General features: G+C 69.1%; 18 protein-coding genes. 11 read left to right on the top strand and 7 right to left on the bottom strand.

The features are described from left to right. Positions 1-82: 82 nt before the first annotated feature. The 4 genes from WMF45_RS51280 to WMF45_RS51265 all read right to left on the bottom strand — a co-directional run bounded on the left by WMF45_RS51280 (position 83) and on the right by WMF45_RS51265 (position 4,181). Entirely contained in the window at positions 83-1,174 is a 1,092-nt protein-coding gene (locus WMF45_RS51280; RefSeq protein ID WP_437714836.1) for an ABC transporter ATP-binding protein, read from the bottom strand. A 109-nt stretch (positions 1,175-1,283) separates the two neighbouring features. Then, entirely contained in the window at positions 1,284-2,162 is an 879-nt protein-coding gene (locus WMF45_RS51275) for an ABC transporter permease (RefSeq protein ID WP_437714834.1), read from the bottom strand. 13 nt (positions 2,163-2,175) lie between these two features. After that, the gene (locus WMF45_RS51270; RefSeq protein ID WP_437714832.1) at positions 2,176-3,270 is read right to left on the bottom strand and encodes a polyamine ABC transporter substrate-binding protein; all 1,095 of its coding nucleotides are present in this window, start codon (positions 3,268-3,270) and stop codon (positions 2,176-2,178) included. 65 nt (positions 3,271-3,335) lie between these two features. Next, on the bottom strand, positions 3,336-4,181 hold the full coding sequence (locus tag WMF45_RS51265) for an ABC transporter permease (protein ID WP_437714830.1): 846 nt from the start codon (positions 4,179-4,181) through the stop codon (positions 3,336-3,338). 324 nt (positions 4,182-4,505) lie between these two features. Here WMF45_RS51265 and WMF45_RS51260 point away from each other — a divergent pair, with 324 nt between their 5' ends. From WMF45_RS51260 to WMF45_RS51220, 9 genes are all read left to right on the top strand, one after another. Beyond that, a complete protein-coding gene (locus WMF45_RS51260; RefSeq protein WP_437548322.1) occupies positions 4,506-4,955 on the top strand; it encodes a DUF2203 domain-containing protein in 450 nt (149 codons plus the stop codon). A gap of 10 nt (positions 4,956-4,965) precedes the next feature. Further along, positions 4,966-5,541 (top strand): GTP cyclohydrolase I, encoded by a 576-nt coding sequence (gene folE, locus WMF45_RS51255; RefSeq protein WP_437714828.1) that lies wholly within the window; start codon positions 4,966-4,968, stop codon positions 5,539-5,541. Next, complete coding sequence (locus tag WMF45_RS51250; RefSeq protein WP_437714827.1) at positions 5,538-6,224, top strand: SDR family NAD(P)-dependent oxidoreductase; 687 nt, start codon at positions 5,538-5,540, stop codon at positions 6,222-6,224. The genes folE and WMF45_RS51250 overlap by 4 nt, the downstream gene beginning before the upstream one ends. A gap of 135 nt (positions 6,225-6,359) precedes the next feature. Next, positions 6,360-7,025, top strand: a complete 666-nt coding sequence (locus WMF45_RS51245; RefSeq protein ID WP_437714825.1) for an LON peptidase substrate-binding domain-containing protein — start codon at positions 6,360-6,362, stop codon at positions 7,023-7,025. Positions 7,026-7,138: 113 nt separating this feature from the next. Beyond that, positions 7,139-8,137 (top strand): hypothetical protein, encoded by a 999-nt coding sequence (locus WMF45_RS51240; protein ID WP_437714823.1) that lies wholly within the window; start codon positions 7,139-7,141, stop codon positions 8,135-8,137. A gap of 162 nt (positions 8,138-8,299) precedes the next feature. Next, positions 8,300-9,310 (top strand): zinc-dependent alcohol dehydrogenase family protein, encoded by a 1,011-nt coding sequence (locus WMF45_RS51235; RefSeq protein ID WP_437714821.1) that lies wholly within the window; start codon positions 8,300-8,302, stop codon positions 9,308-9,310. A 102-nt stretch (positions 9,311-9,412) separates the two neighbouring features. Next, positions 9,413-10,969, top strand: coding sequence for a xylulokinase (xylB, locus tag WMF45_RS51230; protein WP_437714819.1), 1,557 nt, complete (start codon positions 9,413-9,415; stop codon positions 10,967-10,969). A 517-nt stretch (positions 10,970-11,486) separates the two neighbouring features. Then, positions 11,487-12,584: an IS630 family transposase gene (locus WMF45_RS51225; RefSeq protein ID WP_437710168.1), complete on the top strand. Its 1,098-nt coding sequence runs from the start codon at positions 11,487-11,489 to the stop codon at positions 12,582-12,584. A 16-nt stretch (positions 12,585-12,600) separates the two neighbouring features. Then, complete coding sequence (locus WMF45_RS51220; protein ID WP_437710166.1) at positions 12,601-12,897, top strand: hypothetical protein; 297 nt, start codon at positions 12,601-12,603, stop codon at positions 12,895-12,897. 249 nt (positions 12,898-13,146) lie between these two features. On the opposite strand, the gene WMF45_RS51215 is transcribed toward WMF45_RS51220, so the two are convergent. After that, positions 13,147-14,373, bottom strand: a complete 1,227-nt coding sequence (locus WMF45_RS51215; protein ID WP_437714817.1) for a hypothetical protein — start codon at positions 14,371-14,373, stop codon at positions 13,147-13,149. Here WMF45_RS51215 and WMF45_RS51210 point away from each other — a divergent pair. Beyond that, complete coding sequence (locus tag WMF45_RS51210) at positions 14,359-14,604, top strand: hypothetical protein (RefSeq protein ID WP_437714815.1); 246 nt, start codon at positions 14,359-14,361, stop codon at positions 14,602-14,604. The genes WMF45_RS51215 and WMF45_RS51210 overlap by 15 nt on opposite strands. A 22-nt stretch (positions 14,605-14,626) precedes the next feature. On the opposite strand, the gene WMF45_RS51205 is transcribed toward WMF45_RS51210, so the two are convergent. Beyond that, the gene (locus WMF45_RS51205) at positions 14,627-16,168 is read right to left on the bottom strand and encodes a hypothetical protein (protein ID WP_437714813.1); all 1,542 of its coding nucleotides are present in this window, start codon (positions 16,166-16,168) and stop codon (positions 14,627-14,629) included. Continuing rightward, positions 16,161-16,421 (bottom strand): hypothetical protein, encoded by a 261-nt coding sequence (locus WMF45_RS51200; protein WP_437714811.1) that lies wholly within the window; start codon positions 16,419-16,421, stop codon positions 16,161-16,163. The genes WMF45_RS51205 and WMF45_RS51200 overlap by 8 nt, the downstream gene beginning before the upstream one ends. A gap of 444 nt (positions 16,422-16,865) precedes the next feature. Here WMF45_RS51200 and WMF45_RS51195 point away from each other — a divergent pair, with 444 nt between their 5' ends. Next, a complete protein-coding gene (locus WMF45_RS51195) occupies positions 16,866-18,425 on the top strand; it encodes a sigma 54-interacting transcriptional regulator (RefSeq protein WP_437714809.1) in 1,560 nt (519 codons plus the stop codon). Positions 18,426-18,465: the final 40 nt, after the last annotated feature.

The raw sequence follows: 18,465 nt of genomic DNA, 5'->3' as shown, positions 1-18,465 counted from the left end.
CTTCCACGCGGCCGCGTCCGGCTGAGAACGGCGGTTCACGACGCCCCGGCGCCACACGGGCGCGACGGCCGACCAGCGAGGATCAGCCCTCGTGGACGATGACGATGTCGTCGGGGTGGAGGTGGCAGAACACCCGGTCTCCGACGTGAAGCGCCGCCTGGCCGGAGCTCTCGTTGGCGACCACCGCCGTGAGCACGAGGCCCGCGTCGGTCCGGAGTCGCAGCTGGTCGGTGGCGCCCTTGAACAGCTCGTCCTCGACGCGCGCCTCGAAGCGGTTCTCCGGCGCGCCCTGCGGCTCCTTGCGGAGGGCGATCTTCTCCGGCCGGATGGAGACAAGGGTGCTCCCGGCCCCGCCCGCCAGGTGCTCGGCGTTGGCGTTGACGAGCAGCTCGAGCCCCCCGTCGAGCTGGACCCGCGCCCGCTCGCCGCTCCGCGAGAGGACGGTCGCGCGGAGGATGTTGGCCTGGCCGATGAAGTTCGCGACGAACGTCGTCTTGGGGCGGTGGTAGATCTGCGATGCGTCGCCGAGCTGCTCGATCCGGCCCTTGTTGATCACGGCGATGCGGTCGCTCATGGTGAGCGCCTCTTCCTGGTCGTGGGTCACGAACACGAAGGTGATCCCGAGCTGCTTTTGCAGCGCCTTGAGCTCCACCTGCATGGCGTGCCGGAGCTTCGCGTCCAGCGCCGAGAGGGGCTCGTCCAGCAGCAGGACCTTCGGGCGGCACACGATGGCCCGCGCCAGCGCGACCCGCTGCCGCTGCCCGCCGGACAGCTGCGACGGCTTGCGCTGCTCCATGCCCCCGAGCGACACCATCGCGACAGCGGCCCGGACCCGCTCGTCGATCTCCGCCCGGGGCACCTTCTTCATCCGCAGCCCGAAGCCGATGTTCTCCTGCACCGTCATGTGAGGGAACAGCGCGTAGCTCTGGAACACCTGGTTCACGTCCCGGCGGTACGGCGGCTCGTGCGTGACGTCCTTCCCCTCCAGCAAGACGGCGCCGCTCGACGGCGTCTCGAAGCCCGAGATCATCCGGAGCAGCGTCGTCTTGCCGCACCCCGAGGGGCCGAGGAGGGTGATGAACTCGCCCGCCCTGATCTGGAGGTCGACCTCGCTCACGGCGTGGAAGGCGCCGAATCGCTTGGTGACCGCGCGGAGCTCGACCATCACATCCATCGATTCACCTCGGAGGGCCGGCAAAGCGCGCGGGGGCGGCGGGAGAGGCGGAAGAGGGGGAAGAGGCGAAGACGAGCGGCGCTGGGCCACCCCGCGGGACTGCGCCGCATCAGGCCTCCGGCTCCTTGCGCAGGCCGAGCAGGAAGAAGAGCGAGAACAGGAGCAGGAGCGCCATGCCGAGCGCGGCGCCGAAGGGCCAGTCGCGCGCCTGACCGAACTGGTTCTGGATGACGTTGCCGATCATCGGCACGCGCGATCCCCCCATGAGATCCGTGATCGCGAACATCCCGAGCGCCGGGATGAACACGAGCAGGACGCCCGCGAGGATGCCCGGGCGGGTGAGCGGGACGATGACGTGCGAGAACGCGGACACGGGCCCCGCGCCGAGATCGAACGCCGCCTCGATCAGGGCGTTGTCGAGCTTCTCGACGCTCCCGTAGATGGGCAGGATCATGAACGGCAGATACGAGTACACGAGGCCGATGACCACCGCCGTCGGCGTGTACATGATGTCGAGGGGGGTCGAGATGATCCGCAGGTAGAGGAGGAGCCCGTTGAGGAGCCCCTCCGACTTGAGGATCGACATCCACGCATAGGTCCGGATGAGGAAGCTCGTCCAGAAGGGCACCATCACCAGCATGAGCAGCCGGTTCCGGACGCCCTCCCTCGCCCGCCCGATGAAGTACGCCACCGGATAACCCGCGACGAGGCAGATCGCCGTGGTGATGGCGGCGTACTTGATCGAGCTCAGCAGGATCTTGAGGTAGGTCGGGTCGAAGACCCGGGCGTAGCTCGACAGCGAGAGCTCGAAGACCACCTGCCCGAGCTCATCTCGCTCGCAGAAGCTGTAGACGAACATGATCGCGGTGGGCGCCACGACGAAGGCGACGAGCCAGAGCAAGAGCGGGGCGAGCAGCAGCCACCCGCGGACGCCCGGCCTCCGCCGGGCGCCCTGGAACTCGACGACCTGGCCTGTGGCCGTGTTCATGACGCCCCGCCGCTCACTGCGACGCCTTGAGGTCGGTCACCAGCTTGTCCACGTCCGCGGCCACCTTGCCGATGTCATGGAACGTCTCCATCCCCGCGATCGGCGGGTAGCTCGCCGGGTTCGCGAGCTGCTCGGGCGTGAGCAGCTTGCGCGCCTCCGCGTTGGGGTTCGTGTAAGGGAACTTGTCCGAGATGAGCTTGCTGACCTCGGGGCGGAGGATGTAGTTCATGAACATCTCCGCGCCGATCTTGTTCTGGGCGCTGTCGGGGATCACCAGGCTGTCGATCGCCTTGTGTGTTCCCTCCTGCGGCAGGACGAACTGGAACTTGTCCTTGTCCTCCTGGTAGAGCAGCGCCGCCTCCCCGCTCCAGACGACGCCGATGTCGACGTCGCCGTTGAGCAGCGCCGTCTTCGGGCTGTCGGAGTCGAACACCTTCACGAGCTTGATCCACTCCGCCAGGGTCGGCTTGATCTTCGCGAGGTTCTCCGGCGTCACGTCGTTGGCGTTCATCCCCATCGTCACCATGACCCAGGAGACCATCTCCCGGTTGTCGTTCAGGGCCACGATGCGCCCCTTGTACTTCGGCTGGAACACGTCCTTGAAGCCCTTCACGGGCTCCTTCACCTTCTGGGTGTTGACGACGATGCCAACGACCGTGCCCATCCACGGGACCGAGTACTTGAGCTCCGGGTCGTGCGGCTGGTTCCTGAACGCGGGCGCGATGTTCTTCAGGTTCGGTATCCGCGACGGATCGAGCAGCTGCAGCTTCTTCTGCCGGATGAGCGCCTCGACCGCGTACTCCGACGGCTGGATGAGATCGTACCGGGTGCCCCCCGCGAGGAGCTTCGACAGCATCTCCTCGTTCGAGGCGAAGGTCTCGTAGTTGACCTTGATCCCCGTCTCCTTCGTGAAGCCGTCCAGGACCTCCTGCGGGACGTACTCGGACCACCCGAAGAGGTTGAGCTCGTCGCCGGGCTTCGGCTCGGGCGCCGGGGCGCTCCCGGAGGCGGCCGCCTGCTGCGGCGCCGGGCTCTCCTTCTTCCCGCAGCCGAGGAGGCAGAGGAGCGGGACGAACATCAGTATCAAGAGCGCTGAGATGCGTTTCATTGGCCTTTCCTTGTCTCGCCTGCGCCGGCGCAGGCCCCCGCGTTCGCGCCGCGCGCCGCTCCCCTTCAACCCTCGTCCGGGAGCCGCCTCGCGGTGCCCTTCAGCGACTCGGCGATCACGACGAGCATCGCGGTCGCCACGATGAACACCGTCGAGATCGTGTTCAGCATCGGGTTCAGACCGACCTTCGCCATGCCGAACACCTTGATCGGCAAGGTCTCGGACTTGGGCCCGCGGGTGAAGTAGGTGACGATGAGCTCGTCCATCGACAGCGTGAACGACATCAGCGCACCGGAGATGATCGCGGGCAGAAGGTAAGGCACCAGGATCAGGAAGAACGCCTTGAGCGGCGTCGCCCCGAGGTCCAGGGCGGCCTCCTCGAGCGACGGATCGAGCCCCGCGAGCCGCGCCTGGACGGCGATCAGCACGAACGGGAAACAGAAGGTGACGTGCGAGATGATGACCGTCGTGAAGCCGAGATCGAGCTCCACCGTCTTGAAGAAGATGAGCAGGCTGATCCCCATGATGATCTCCGGGATGATCATGGGAATGAAGATCAGCGTCGTGATCGACCGGAGCGCGGGGAACCTGTACCGGTAGAGCAGGAAGGCGCCCGCCGTGCCGAGGGCGACCGAGAACGCCGTCGTGATCGCGGCGATGATCACGCTGTTGCTCAGCGACTCGATGAGCGGCGACCGCCGCTCGTCGCCCAGGTGGGCGACGAGCTCATCGAAGAGCTGCCGATACCATTTGAAGGTGAACCCCTCCCACACCACGCTCATCCGCGAGTCGTTGAACGAGTAGGCGACGAGGATCAGGATCGGCAGATACAGGTAGAGGAGGACGAGCCCGCTCCAGCCGCCAAGGAGCCAATTCGACAGCTTGATGCCCGACATCGTCCGGAGTCGCATGCGGCGGCCTCGCGATCCGACAGGATCGCCGCGCGAGCTTATCGCCTGCCGAACGCCGCGCGCAACACATTGCCGAGTGGAGAGGAAGGGCGCGACGCAGGTGATCGCGGCCACGCTGGCTGTCGTTCGCGAGGACGCACCTGCACCGGCCGCACGCCCGCACGCCCGACCGAGCGCGCCCTCGCCGCGTGCGGCGGGCGCGCGCCGCACGCAGCACGCAGCGCGCACGGCGGCTCCTTCCGTAGAAGCCCTTGACACCGCACTCTCCTCCGCTTACCGGCCCTGCATGACCGGGTCGTCGCGCCGCCCTTCAGGTGAGGTCCCGTGAGCACTTCCCGCATCTGGACGATCGAAGAAGCGAACGCGCTCGTCCCGCGGCTCTCGTCGATGATCGGCCGGCAGCTCGCCCTGGCGAGCGATATCGAGCGCTGCTGGCAGGAGCTCGTGCAGGCCGTGCAGAGCCCGGCGGCGACGCCGGATCAGCTCATCGAGATGGCGCGCAACGGCAGCGAGCAGGCGCGGGCCCGCGAGCGCGAGCTCTCGGAGAAGATCGCCGCGTACGAGTCCGGGTGGCAGGAGATCGAGGAGCTCGGGGTCGTCGTGAAGGACCAGCGGATCGGCCTCTGCGACTTCTACGGGCGCCTCGACGGCGCCCTCGTCTGGCTCTGCTGGCGCTACGGCGAGCCGGCCGTGGAGCACTACCACGGGCTCGAGGCCGGCTACGCCGGGCGCAAGCCGATCACCGCCGAGAGGCGCCGGCAGCTGCTCAACTGACGAGGCCCCTGTGATCGATAGGAAGAGAGCGGCGTGGGCGATCGAGGAGTTCCTGCGCGCCCTCGGGCGCGACGTCGAGGGGGACCTCGCGGGCACGGGTGAGCGGGTCGCCGACGCGTGGGCCGACGACCTGATCGAGGGCGAGGCCATCGACGCGGCCGCGGTGCTCCGCGAGGGCGCCATGGAGACAGGCCCCTTCGAGCGCGGCCTCGTCATCGCCCGCGACCTCGCGGTGACCACGATGTGCCCGCACCACCTGCTGCCGGGGCACGGCACCGGCATCATCGTCTACCTGCCGGGCGCGCGGGTCGCCGGCATCGGGACGCTCGCGCACGTCCTCGACGCGCTCGCGCGGCGGCTGACCCTGCAGGAGCGCATCGGCGGGCAGCTCGTCGAGCTCCTGGTCCGCGAGCTCGGCGCGCGCGGCGCGCTGTGCAAGCTCACGCTGACGCACACGTGCCTCATCGCCCGCGGCGAGCGCAAGGCGGGCGCCCTCATCGAGACCGTCGCCGCCGCGGGCGAGCTCGCCGAGCCAGGCCCCGAGCGCGATCTCGCCCTCGCCGCGCTCTCCGGGGGGAGGGCGTGACCGACGTCGCGGTCGTCACCGGGCCGAGCCGCGGGATCGGCCGGGCGACGGCGCTCGCGCTCGCGCGCCGCGGCCTCTCCGTCGCGCTGCTCGGCCCGCCGAGCCCGCGCCTCGACGAGGTCACCGACGAGGTCCGCCGCCTCGACGTCGCCGCGCTCCCGGTCCCCTGCGACGTCGCCTCCGAGGAGCAGGTGGCGCGCGCCTCCGCCGAGGTGGTGGCGTGGCTCGGCGCGCCCCGCGTCGTCGTGAACAACGCCGGCATCGTGAGCCGCGGCGCGAAGGTCCACGAGACCGCGCCCGCCGCCTGGGACGAGGTGATCGCGGTCAACCTCCGCGGCCCCTTCCTCATCTCGCGCGCGTTCCTCCCGGCCATGCTGAAGCAGGGGCGCGGCCGCCTCGTCCACGTCGGCAGCATCTCCTCGACCCTCGCGTGCCCCGGCAACGCCTCGTACGCCGCGTCCAAGTGGGGCCTCATCGGCCTCTCGAAGAGCCTGGCCGAGGAGCTGCGCGGGACGGGGCTCCAGTCCGTCGCCGTGCTCCCCGGCTCGGTCGACACCGACATGCTCGTCGGGAGCGGGTTCCCCCCGCAGATGAGCGCCGACGAGGTGGCGCGGCTCCTCGTGTACGCCGCGCTCGACGCCCCCGACGCCGTCACCGGCTCGGCCATCGAGATGTTCGGCTGACGGCCGAGATGTTCGGCTGACGGCGCGCCGCGCTCGCCTCCGCAGAATGCGCGCCGGCGACGGCGGACCGCCGAGCCCGATGTGCATGTGCGTGGCGCCGCCACACCCGACCCCCCGCGTGCTACCCTGCGGCCCGTGGACACGACGCCTCCGCGCCCGGGCGACCTCAGTGCGGCATTGCCCGAGCTGCCGCTGTTCCCGCTGCCGCAGACGGTGCTCTTCCCCGGCGCCCTGCTGCCGCTCCACATCTTCGAGCCGCGCTACCGGGCGCTCGTGCGCGACGCCCTCGGGACGCACCGTATCCTCTCCGTCGTCCTCATCACGGACCCCCGCGCGGTCGACGCGCACGGCCACCCGGCCATCGCGCAGGTGGCCGGCGCCGGCGAGATCATCGATCACGCCGAGCTGCCCGGGGGCCGCTACAACATCATGCTGCGGGGCCGCGCCCGGGTCCGCCTGGCGGAGCGCCCGTTCGTGCCGCCGTACCGCACGGCCGCGGCGACGGTCCTCGAGGACGAGCCCGGGGAGGTCTCGGCCCAGGACCACGCCGCGCTCATCTCCACCGCGGCCTCGTTCGCGGCGCTCGTCCGCGATAGGGACAGCAATTTCGAGTTCCGGCTGCCGCGCGACGCGGCCACGTCGCTCGTCGCGGATCTCTGCGCCCACCACCTCATCCTCGACGCGCGGGAGCGGCAGGCGGTGCTGGAGACCCTCGACGTCGTCGCGCGGGTTCGCCGCGTGACCGAGGCGCTCGCGCTCCAGCAGCTCGCGCTCGCCTCGGCGGCGCGCGACGTCAACTGAGACCCGAAGCGCCGGCCTGCCCGCATCGGCCGGCGCGGCGCACCTGAACACGGGTCCAGAAGGGCCTCCGGGGCGGATGCGGTCGTCCCAAGATCGAGTAGGCTGCGCCGCCTATGGCGACCTCTCGTTCAACGGAACCCTCGGCCCCGATCATCGTCAAGCACCCGGGGTGTCCCCAATGGGGACTCGGATACCTCGTCGAGGAGCGCGACGAAAAGCGCTTCTACGATTTCGAGGATGGCCTCAATCACTCCATCGCCAAGGCTTTCTGGTCGAAGCTCGAGCCGGTGCAGCTCGGCGACGACGAGGCGAGCGCGCTCGAGGCCAGGATCCGCGGTCTCCGTGACCGGCCGTCGGCCGCCGCCAAGAAGCAGCGCGCCCGCGTCGTCGCGCCGCCGGTCACGAGCTTCGACGAGCAGGTCGCGAGCTTCGAGTCGCAGTTCGAGGGTGGGTTCGGGGGTCCGCAGTTCATCGCCGAGGAACGAGGCGCCGCCGGGGGCGAGGGGGCCGAGGGACCGGCGAGCGGGGCGAAGAAGAAGAGCAAGGCCTTCAAGCAGGGCGCCATCGAGACCGCGCGCGCGCTCCTCGCCAAGGGCGAGCTCGAGGCGCTGCTCGCGGCGGGCAACCTGAACGATTTCATGGAGCGGATCACCAAGGTCCACAAGGCCGCGACCGGCCTCCTGCACCCCCTCGGCGATCTGATCCCCTTCAACAAGATGCCGGCCGAGCACCACCGCGCCTACGCCGAGGCGGTCGTGGATCTCCTCTATGGCGCGGGCGATTACGCCGCGCGCTTCGACCGGCTGGCCGGCGTGCTCGCCGCGGCCAAGGTCGTCACGTGGCCGCTCGTCACGATCCTCGGCGCGCTCGTCTACCCGGGCGAGCACGTCTTCGTGAAGCCCTCCTTCTACGAGAAGCAGGCCGCCGTGCTCGGCTTCAATCTCGCCTACGATCGCGCGCCGAGCGCCGAGGGGTATGCCCGGATGCAATCGCTGGCGCGCGAGCTCGAGCGGCGCCTGCGCGAGCGCGGCCTCGCCCCGCGCGATCTGATGGACGTCTACGCGTTCCTCTGGCGCACGATCTCCCCGTCCAAGCCGGCCACGAAGTCCTGACATCCCGCGTCAGGCCGCCCTGCGCGACGTGCGCGACGTGCGCGACGTCGACCGACGCCGTGCGGGGCGGTCCCCGGCGCCGCGAGGCGGAGCGGGCGCAGCCGGCGGCCCTCGACGCGCGGCGCTGGCCCGCCTATGCGACCTTCCCAAGGAGGGTCTCGCATGAAGGCTGCCGTGCTCGAAGCCGTGAAGAAGATCGCCGTTCGCCATGACGTCGCCCCGCCGCAGATCGGCCCGCGCGACGTCCTCGTCCGCGCGAAGGCGTGCGGCATCTGCGGGACCGACGTGCACATCTGGGAGGGCGATTTCTTCCCGACCTTCCCGCTGATCCCCGGGCACGAGCTCGCCGGCGAGGTGGCGGCGGTGGGCGACGAGGTCGAGGGCCTCCGGCCCGGCGATCGGGTGATGGTCGACCCGACGGTGACCTGCGAAGAGTGCCACTTCTGCATGATCAACCGGCAGAACCACTGCCTGAAGTGGAACGCGGTGGGCGTGACGCGCGACGGCGGCTTCGCCGAGCTCGTCCGGGTCCCCGCGAAGAACTGTTATCGCTTCGAGCGCGTCTCGTTCAGCGAGGCCGCCTTCTGCGAGCCGCTCGCGTGCGTCGTCTTCGGGCAGGATCGCGCACGCATCGAGATCGGCTCGGAGGTCCTCGTCCTCGGCGCCGGCCCGATCGGCCAGCTCCACCTCCAGGCGAGCCTCGCGAACGGCGCCGCCGCGGTCACCGTTGTCGACGTCGTCGAGTCGAAGCTCGACCTCGCCCGCCAGCACGGCGCCACCGAGGTGGTGCTCGCGGACAACGCGCTCCAGGCCAAGCTCAAGAAGATCGCGCCCTACGGCTTCGACGTCGTGATCGACGCGACGGGCATCGCCCGGGTGCTCGGCGACTCGGTCCAGTACGTCAAGAACGGCGGCCGGTACCTCGTGTTCGGCGTGTGTGGGCCGCACGACAAGGTCGAGATCTCGCCGTTCGAGATCTACCGGCGCGATCTCGAGATCATCGGCAGCTTCGCGATCAGGCGGACGTACGACCGGGCGTTCAAGCTGATGGAGCGGGGCGCGATCGACGTGAGGAAGCTCCTCTCCGAGGCGATGCCGGTCGAGGAGCTCCAGCGCGGCCTCGAGATGATGAAGAAGGGCACCGCGCCCATGAAGCTCCAGGTCGTGTTCTAGCCGCGCGGCTTGCGCGCTTACAAAGCTTACGATTTTCTCGATTAGTTAAGAGTCGTTACGAAGATCACCGAAGTAGACGAAACTGCAAAAAGGACGCTTTCCATGGCCATCGTGATCGGAATCGACGTCGGGACCAGCGGCCTCAAGGCCATCGCAGTCGAAACGGAGCGCGGCGCGGCGGTCGCGTCGGCGCACCGCGAATATCCGCTCTCCACGCCGCACGCCGGGTGGGCCGAGCAGGATCCCGAGGACTTCGCCGCGGCGGCGCTGAGCGCCCTCGGCGAGCTCGCCCGCGCCCTCGGCACGCGCCGCGACGACGTGCGCGCGATCGGGCTGACGGGGCAGATGCACTCGGCGGTCTTGCTGGACGAGGCGCAGGCGGTCATCCGGCCTGCGATCCTGTGGTGCGACACGCGCACAACGGCCGAGTGTGAGGCCATCCGCGCGAACCCGAAGGTCGGCGACGCGGGGCTCGCGCGCCTCGTCGGCAACCGCGCGCTCGAGGGGTTCACGCTGCCGAAGCTGCTCTGGCTGCGGGCGAACGAGCCCGAGGCGTTCGCGCGCGTCCGCGCGGTGCTCATGCCGAAGGATTTCGTGGGCTTGCGGCTGACGGGCGAGCTCGGGACGGACGACAGCGACGCGAGCGGCACGCTGGCGTTCTCGCCCGGGGATCGCTCGTTCAGCGCCGAGCTCCTCTCGGCGGTCGGCGTCCCGCGCGCGGTGTTCCCGCGATCGGCGCCCTCGAACGCGCCGCTCGGCCAGCTGAAGGCTGAGGTCGCGGCCGCGACGGGGCTCCCGGCGGGCATCCCCGTCGTGCGGGGCGCCGCGGACAACGCGGCGGGCGCGGTGGGGCTCGGCATCGTGCGCCCCGGCCGGGCGATGGCCTCGGTCGGCACGAGCGGCGTGATCCTGGCGCACACCGACTCGTGGATCGTGGAGCCGGAGATGCGGCTCCACAGCTTCTGTCACGCGGTCCCGGGCCGCTTCTACCTGATGGGGGTGATGCTCGCCGCCGGCGGCGCGCTCCGCTGGTACCGCGACGTCCTCGGCGACGGGGAGCGCATGGCGGCCGAGCTCCGCAAGGTCGATCCGTACGAGATCATCTCGGACACGGCGTCGACGGCGCGCCCGGGCGCGGGCGGGGTCGTCTTCCTGCCGTACCTGATGGGCGAGCGCACGCCGCACAACGACGCGGCGGCGCGCGGCGCGTTCGTGGGGCTGAGCGCCCGCACGACGAAGGCCGATCTCTCGCGCGCGGTGCTGGAGGGCATCACGTTCGGGCTCGCGGACTCGCTGGATCTGATGCGCGGCGTGGGCCAGACGAACGGCGCGGCGGCGGTCTCGATCGACGAGATCCGCCTGACCGGCGGCGGGGCGCGGAGCCCGTTCTGGCGCCAGCTGATGGCCGATGTCTTCGAGGCGCCGGTGGCGATCACGACGTCGACCGAGGGTCCGGCCTACGGCGCGGCGCTGCTCGGCGCGGCGGGCGCGGGGCTGTTCCCGTCGGTCGAGGAGGCGGCGGACGCGTTCGTCCATGTCGTGTCCCGGGTCGCGCCGGACGCGGCGCGCTCGGCGCGGTACCGGGAGATCCACGCGGTGTACCGCGGGCTCTACAACGACCTGCGCGGGCGGTTCCGGGAGCTTGGCAGGCTGGCGTGATGGGGTGATGGGGTTCTCTCCGGACCGGCGCGGGACGGCGCTTGTGGTGGGTTGTCCACGACCCCTGCCCTTGGTGCATGCGAGTTAGGCCTTTCCGGATCGCCCGACGCCGAGGGAGGGCGTTCGCCGCGCGGGGTGGAGGCCCCGCCGAACTCGCCTGAGCCATCTCTCCTCCGGCAAAGCCGGAGGAGAGATGGCCATTGGGCTCAGACCTCCGCCCGTCGCCCGCCCCGCGCGGAGGGCACCCTTGCTGAGCGCTGGCGGCTCGGCAAGACATATGACAGGAGACACCTCCTAGGCGATCCGTCCCCCCAAGAGCGACACCAATCATCTAGTACAGCGTTCCCCAAGTTCATCCCTGGATCCGAGGTGAGCCAGCCGAGCCCATCGGGGCCGTGCAGCCAGAGCGTGGCGAGCACGTGCAGCGCATTGAGATCTGCGAGGCGAGGTTGCCGGGTCACCTGCGATCGCGTGCGTTTTTGAAGCCCTCGGCTCGGGGGCAGGTCCCACGCGCGAGGTGCCCCGAGCTCGCGCAAAACCCGTCCTGCTGCCCGCGCCGCTGCGCCAGAAGCTGCAGCAGACGGCGCGCTCGCCCAAGACCTCGCAGCGCGATGCACAGCGTGCCCGGATCGCGCTCCTGGCCGACGAGGGATGGAGCAACGAGCACATCCAGCGTACCTTAGGCTGCGACATCAAGACGGTGCGTAAGTGGCGCAACCGGGTCGCAGCGATCGCGGACGAGGCGGTGCTGCAGGACAAGCCGCGCATGGGCCGACCGCCGCGCGTGGCGACCGCGGTGCACTACGAGCTCATCAAGCTGGCCTGCTGCCGCCCCGATGAGCACAAGGTCCCGTTCGAGCAGGTCTGGACCCTGGACCAGCTGGCCAAGGCCCTGAAGCTCGAAACCAAGGTGGAGCTGAGCCGCACCGAGGTCTGGCGCGTGCTGCGGGGAGCCAGCCTCCGACCGCATCGGGTCCGGCTGTGGCTGCACAGCCCGGACCCGGACTTCCGGTCCAAGGTCGAGGTGATCTGCAAGCTGTACCTGGAGCCTCCCGCAGGCGCGACCGTGCTGTGCGTCGATGAGAAGACCGGCATGCAGGCGCTGGAGCATCGGTTCCCCATGCAGCCGTGCCGCAGCCGAAAAGCCGCGCGCCGGGAGTTCGAGTACCGACGCCACGGCACGCTCACGCTGATCGGCGCCTTCAACGTCAAGACGGGCGAGGTGGTGTCGCGCTGTGGACCGACACGCACCGCCGCCGATCTGCTCGCGTTCATGGACGAGGTGGCGAAGCGCTATCCCACGGGCGAGGTCTACATCATCTGGGACAACCTCAACATCCACCACGGCGCCAGGTGGAACGAGTTCAACGCACGGTACGGCGGGCGCTTCCACTTCGTCTACACGCCCATCCACGCGTCGTGGGTCAATCAGATCGAGCTGTGGTTCAGCATCCTGAGCCGTCGGGTGCTCAAGCACGCCTCCTTCGCCTCCACCGAGGAGCTGAGCCGGTGCGTGCTCGGCTTCGTGCGCCACTGGAACGAGCACCAAGCCCGGCCCTTCCGCTGGAAGTTCCGCGGCCAGTGGAGGGCGACCTTGCCATCGTACGCAGCCTGAGCTTCCGTGCGGGCCGATGTCCAAGCCGCACGCCGCCCCGGAGCACGCCGCCGCGGTCCGCTCCTACCTCGAAGCGCACGGACTGCCCCACCTGAGGGCCCGGAAGTACGGGCAGTTGGTGATCATCGAGTCGGGTCCTGAAGCCGACCCGATCGCGCACGCCAGGCTGCGCCGTGACACCGTCCACCTCTGGACGCTCGAGATCGCAACCCACACCGGCAAGTGGGAAAAGACCGGCTTCCGTGGCCTGTGGCAGGACTTGCTCAAGTTGATGATGACCGACTTCCCCTGGACGCTCGCGCCTATCGAGTAGCTGCCCCTGCGCTGGTGTTGCGCCGCCGGCGTTGCGTCGACCTCCAGCGACGAACTCGCTTTGGCCGGCTCAGCTCGTAGCGGGGCTGGCACATCGCCGATCCAGGGACGAAGTTGGGGAACGCTGTACTAGCCGCGCATCGAAGGGATAGCTGCGAGGGGGCTCGCAGCTCCACAGGCCGCTCAAGCGCGCGCTATGCAGCGCCCGAGCTGCGGGCGCGCCGTGGCCACGTGAACGTCAGGCATGCTGTCATGCGGCCTTCGTTACCGGAGCCGACGACGGCTTGCGGTAAATAAGATCCGCCGCCAGGCAGAAGCCGACGGCGTCCTTGAACTTGTTCTGCGCAGCGACGGTCGCCGAGACGAGGAGCCCGACGGGAGTGAACAGCGTGATGAACACCTGGAGGAGCGTGCCTCCCACAAGCCTGACCCACTCTTCAGCGTTCGCGTCGATCGCCGCGATGCTGATCATCGCGCAGAGCAGGATGAGCAGGGCGCCAGCGATGCTGCCATACACACAGGTCTTCAGCACACCTCGCGCCTGATCCACCAGCGCCTTCGTGGTCGAAAGCTCGCGGATCAGCAGGCTGTCGATCGCGTTCAACGTCATGACGTCGCGCGCTTTCCTCGCGATGGCCTCGTACTCCGCCAGCAGGCGAGCCTTCTCCAGCTTGAGCTCGCTGGACGAGCGCGCGATGGCGACGGCGAGGAGGACGCAGAACAAGATCGCGACGCACAGCGTCGGGATCGAGTACTGGAGTGCCGCGCGCCGCAGCTGCTTCTCGAGGTTGATCTTCTCGGACGAGAGCTGCGTCAGCTTCTTCTCTTGCTCTACCTTGTCATCCGTCACCCGCTTCAGCTGCTGATCCTTGGCCTCGATGACCCTGGTCGCTTCCTCTACGACCTTGGATTTGGTCCCCAGCTCCGCCTCGCTCTCGTTGATTTCTTGGCTGAGCCTCCGGATGTTCTCGAGGAGCCGCTGTTTCTCTGCTTCGGTGAGCTTCTTGTCGTTGAAGTACCGATATTGAATTAGGTTCCGCTCGTCGACCTTCTTCTTGTACTCGGCGGTGAGGGCAACCATCTTCTGCTGCGTCTGGCTCAGCTGCTCCCTCGCGGAGCTCAGCTCTCCGGTGGCGTTCGATATCTCCGCATCTTTCGTCCTCAGATCGTGCTTCAAGGCGCCTATGTTGCCGTCCTTGATGGTGATATCCCGCTCCAGCGTGGCGATGCGGTCGTCTTTCGACGCGACCACGTTGTTCAGTCGTCCTATCTCCATCTTGAGGGACTCGATCTCCTTCTGAAGCCCGCCCATGAGCTGCGCGTTGTCCGGGCACGCCGACGGGGTCGCGTTCGCGGGCTGACCATCGGGAGAGCCGTCTGCTGACGGTTGCCCGAGCGCCGTCGATGCCGTCGAGACGACGACGAGAAAACAAAGAAGCGAGCGAAGGATCTTCAACAGCTCATGATGATTCAACATGTGTACCTCCATGCGCGGTTCGAGCTCGTCCTCAGCGTGTCGGGCCTCATCGATGTCGCCGAGGTCATCCGTCACGCGCGCGCGGCGCGCCGTCGCTCGGAGCGCGCGCCGCAGCGCGATACGGCACCGGAGCTGAGGCGGAACCACCATTCAGCTGGTCCACGTCCACGAGCGAGCGACGCGCTCCGCGCGGAGGTGATCGACCCCGAGAGCGGGCGCCGGTGCGTGTGACCTCGGGGCGTAAGGCGGCAGTCTAGATTCCCCAGAAGCTCGAGCCCACGGCGACGATGGGCGAGAGCCGTGTGAGGGTGGCGTTGCGCAGCGCCGGATCCGTCCGCTCGATGTGCCCTTTCACGGTGTCGGTACGCCAGCTGACGCCGCCACGAAACTGGAGCGCCTCCTCGATCCGCCACTCGACGAATCCAGTCACCTCCGCGCGTCGGGACAGCGGGAGCTGCCCCTTGTTGTCTCCATAGGCGGGATCGGGGCTGCCGACGGGCGTGAGGCAGCCGCCGTCAGCGCCGCAGAACCAGACCGTGCCTGACAGGCCGAGCCCCACGCCCGGCTGGAAGCCGCTCGCGGCCGACTTCGCCCCAGCGAAAGGGACGAACACCCCGAGCCCTGCGCCGAGGACCGCACGCGGGAGAAGCTCGCTATCTCCCACGGAGTCAGCGCGCTCCGCGCGGTAACCGCCGTGGAGCTGCGCCGCGATGGTCCTCTGGAAATGAAAACGATACCCGAGCGAGAGGTCGAGCCGCTTCACGACGTTGGGGCTCCCGTCACGGAGCGGATCGCCCTCCTCGGGCGCGATGTCCGGGCCGAAGAAGAGGGGGAAGAAGCCCACGGATCCGGACAGGACAACGGTCGATGCCATGCTGTAGGCCCGCTCCATGCGGCAGGTTTGCCGTTCGCCGAGCCGATCGGTCTCGCGCTGATTCAGCGCCGAGTTGCCTTGCACCGTGACCTTCTCGTTGAGCAGCAAGCCGCTCGCCAGATGGCGCTGAAGGGTGCTGAAGTCGATGCGGCGCTGCTGATGAGCCCAGACTTCCGCCTCGTGGGCAGCGAGCTTCTGCTGGTACTCTGTCAGCTGCGTCAGGTAGCGGCTCAGCGCCGCCGCGTACGCCGCGTCCGGCGCGCCGGCAGGCGCCGCGGGAGGGCTCGGAGGGACGGGCGCCGCTGCGGAGAACGGCGCCGGCTCCCCGATCGCCGAGGCCTTCTGCAAGAGGCGTGTGAGGAGAATATTGGGGGGAACCCCGGGAATTTCCTCTCGACAGATCTCGGTAGTGGCGCGGCAAGCCACCCCGCCACCCGGTCCGCATACGGCCTGCGCCGTGGCGCAGATCGCCTGATTCTTCCCCTTGACGTCGTTCAGCAGATCCGGGTCTGGTGCTGGTAGCGGGCCAGTCGACTCGCAGAATTTCGGGTCCTTCGCGTAGCCGTCGAGCCTGGTCCGGGGCTCGTTGTAGCCGATCGAAAGGCCCAGGTTCGAGCCGCCCGTGGAGTCGGCGCCGACTCCGACGCGCGTCTCCGAGAGGACGGGCACGTAATCGCCGAGCGTCAGCAGCGGCGCGACAGAGACGTGGGCGGTGGTCTTGTCTGGCGTAACGACGATCCTGGCGACGGCGCGCTCGACATCCGTCGCGGCGAGCACCCCGTCGATCTCCCCACCTACCGCCGGGGTCGGCGTCACCGCCCCGCCCTCGAGGAGGGCCGGGTCCTCCGCGCCAGCGCGCTGCGTTCCGAGCAGGCCCGCGACGAACACGGCGGCGAATACAGCTTTGCGCCCGTCAATCATGGCGCCTCTCCGGCGACGGAATCTCTTTGGAAAGGGATTCGAGCGTGTTGGCAGGTATTGTCTTGCCGGCCGCGATCACCTCTCGCTTGCCTTTGCTCCTGTCGTCATTGCAGAACTCCACCACCACCTGGAGCCCCTCGAGCGAGCTGTTCGTGACATCGTTCACGAAGACGCCCACGGCCCAGACAGCCGTCGCTCCGTAGGGCACATGGGTCGGCGGGATCGCGACGCTCTCTCCATTCGCGATCAGCACAGGCTCTCGGAGCGCGCTAGCCCCGCTGACGGTGACATATCGGATCTCGATCCTCGGATGCTGCGATTTCCAGCAACAACGCACGATCGTGTGAATGCCGCTCCAGGGTGGGGTCAAGGGCGGAATGGGTTGGTCGCAAGGCGATGGTGCCATGAAGGTCCTCCTCGTCGCTGTCGCTCAAGCAGCGCACATGCCACAGCTCGCGACGCCTGCTCGATCAAGGCATCGGGTAGCCACGGTGAGCGTCGTTCGGTTCGCACGGCCGACGCGGAGCCTCGCGCCGCGCCTCGCACGCCGGGGCGTGACGTCCAGTCCACTGGACACCCGCCTCGCGCTGGTCGGGCGTTCTTCCGGGCGACGCGCGGCAACGCGCCTCGATTTGGGTGTCCACCCGGCTGGACGCGGCACTTCACAGCACGCTGCCGACTCCGATATCCTCCCCGCATGCAGGATTCCGCCGCCGTTCAGACCGGAATCGTCCCGCCAGTCGATGTGGAGGTGGCCAGGCTCCGGCGCGAGCTCGACCTCTACCGTCAGCTCCTTGACCTCGGGCGCAAGGACGAGATCGAGCCGTTCCTGGAGGAGGCGCTGGCGCTGATCGTCGACGTCGCCGGCGCACGTCGAGGGTACCTCGAGCTCCACGACGACCAGGAGGGACAGGGGGGGGTGCGCTTCTGGATCGCCCGAGGTTGCTCCGAGGAGGACGTCGCCGAGATCCGCGCCGCGTTCTCGGCGGGCGTGATCGCCGAGGCGCTGGCCACCGGGAAGACCATATGCACGGCGTCTGCGCTGCTCGACCCGCGCTTCCGCGACCGCGGCAGCGTGCGACGGAACCGGATCGAGGCCGTGCTGTGTGCGCCGATCGGCGCATCCCCTCCGCTCGGCGTCATCTACCTCCAAGATCGTCTGGAGTCGGGGCCGTTCTCCGAGGAGGACCAGATCCACGCGGAGACCTTCGCCGGGCACCTCGCGGCGTTCGCCGACCGGCTCCTCATCCGGAGGCGCGATCGCGACGAGGCGGATCCGACGCTGCCGTTCCGCCAGAAGCTCCGCCTCGATGGGCTCGTGGGCCGCAGCGCCGCGCTGGCAAAGGTGCTCAAGCAGGTCGCGGTGGCGGCGCCCGTCGATGCCGGGGTGCTGCTCTCCGGGCCGTCCGGCACGGGCAAGACGCAGATCGCGCGGATCCTGCACGACAACGGGCCGCGGGCCGCCGGGCCGTTCGTCGAGCTGAACTGCGCCAACCTCACCGAGGCGCTGCTCGAGAGCGAGCTGTTCGGCGCCCTGCCAGGCGCACACTCGACCGCCAACCGGCGCGTGGACGGGAAGCTCACCGCCGCGCAAGGGGGGACGCTCTTCCTCGACGAGATCGGCGAGATACCGCTCGCGTCTCAGGCGAAGCTCCTGAAGCTGCTCGACTCGAAGGAGTTCTATCCGCTCGGCAGCGCGAAGCCCGTGCGCGCGGACGTGCGCGTCGTGGCGGCGACGAACGTCGATCTCAAATCGGCGGTGACACGGCGCGAGTTCCGCGAAGATCTCTTCTACAGGCTGCAGGTCCTCCCCATTCGCGTCCCGCCGCTCGCAGAGCGGCGCGAGGACATCCCTCTCCTCGTGAGGTATTTCTGTGATCGCCTGTGCGAGTCACAGCAACGATCCGCGGTGATGCCCTCTCAGAGCGCGCTACGCGCGGCGCAAGCTGCGGAGTGGCCCGGCAACATCCGCGAGCTCACGAACGCCGTCCAGCGGGCGGTTCTCCTCGCGTCGATGGAGGGGCTGGCGCAGTTCGAGCGGGTCCACCTGTTTCCGGATGACGACGCCGTGGAATGCCCGGCCACGGAGCAGCTGACGTTCCAGCAAGCCACGAGGCGCTTCCAGGCGCAGCTCGTCCTGAGCGCGCTCGATCGGACCGCGTGGAATATCACCGAGACGGCGGCGGTCCTCGATGTGACGCGATCTCACGTGTACAACCTGATCCGCGCGTTCGGGATCGAGCGCCGCACGAGGTGAGCCGGACCGGGCCGCGCTGGGCCCCTCCCGGCGCGCTCGC

It is taken from the genome of Sorangium sp. So ce448, from assembly GCF_051520915.1.
In the GTDB taxonomy this organism is placed as follows: domain Bacteria; phylum Myxococcota_A; class Polyangia; order Polyangiales; family Polyangiaceae; genus Sorangium; species Sorangium cellulosum_B.
The sequence above is the reverse complement of the archived record's forward strand: the minus strand, read 5'-3'. Positions and strand labels throughout refer to the sequence as shown.